Origin of the sequence: Cohnella luojiensis (genome assembly GCF_004564235.1) — a bacterium.
Lineage (GTDB): Bacteria > Bacillota > Bacilli > Paenibacillales > Paenibacillaceae > Cohnella > Cohnella luojiensis.
In genome coordinates this window covers 1-970 of the sequence record NZ_SOMN01000089.1, presented here as the reverse complement: position 1 = coordinate 970, position 970 = coordinate 1, and the positions used below count along the sequence as shown (strand labels likewise).

General features: G+C 45.3%; 2 protein-coding genes. One reads left to right on the top strand and one right to left on the bottom strand.

Annotated elements, in window-relative coordinates; translation table 11 throughout:
- On the top strand, positions 1 to 184 hold a 184-nt coding region (locus E2980_RS24515), incomplete at its 5' end, for a hypothetical protein (protein ID WP_205700026.1).
- On the opposite strand, the gene E2980_RS23830 is transcribed toward E2980_RS24515, so the two are convergent.
- The coding region (locus E2980_RS23830) for a transposase (protein ID WP_135154701.1) at positions 169 to 970 on the bottom strand (802 nt) is incomplete at its 5' end. The genes E2980_RS24515 and E2980_RS23830 overlap by 16 nt on opposite strands.

Here is a 970-nt window from a genome sequence, read left to right as displayed (position 1 = left end):
CAATGTCATTAAGTTAAGCTCAAAGACAAGACCTGGAATTAAAATGAAATCCGAAACGGCATGGGGAAAAGCCCTGTGTCGTTTGTTTTTTTGGTCCAAGCAAGGAATAAGCGTACAGCAAACAAAGCGGATGGAATATCCGCTTAAAAAATGTTCATGTGAAACGAATTATGCTACTCTGTAGACGAAGCTAACTGCTGATTTATAACGGATTTTGCGCGTATTCTGCTGCCCTGGGCGAATGGGTCGAATCGGTAAAATGTTTTTGCGAATCAGCGCTTCAACATCGGGCGGGGGTTCATCGTCTTGTGAGCGCAGGAAATGTCTACAAACGTGAACGGCAACCGTAAAGTTAACTTGGTAGAGGTGCCGTTTATCCATTTGCGAAATGACGACGTGCGAGGTCATCATTTCTGCGAAATTGTACAGGATCATTCTTGCGAAAATCTCTTGGATGATGGACTCTTGTCTCTTTGCGTGGAAATTCGCCAGACCGACGGTGTATTTTAATGCCCTGAAAGAGGTTTCGATGCCCCATCGCCTGTTATAAATGGATTTGATTTCATCTGGTGGGAAATCAGCGGCAGACAGATTCGTTATGATGGTTTCATAAGCGCCACTAGGCAGAATGAAACGAACAACCCGAAAGGAAATCGGGTAAAAGAAGTTCTCGTGCAAATCCAAAAAATCAAAGGTTGACGTGGAAGGAACGAACTTGTACATCTCGGGATGAGCCTTGACCTCTTTGGTTTGTTTTTTGGTGAGTGTCAGATGAATGTCACGATCAAACGCTCCGCCAGCGGGCAAACGCAAGCCCGAAAGAATACCACTGGAATCCAAATCCTTTACCCGTACGACATAGTTCCACCCTTTGCGCTCCATATGCGCGAAATTGTTGTAGCTTTCATAACCTCGATCGGCAATCACGATGGTTTTGCCCTTGATGGGAGAACGATCAACCATCGCAGCT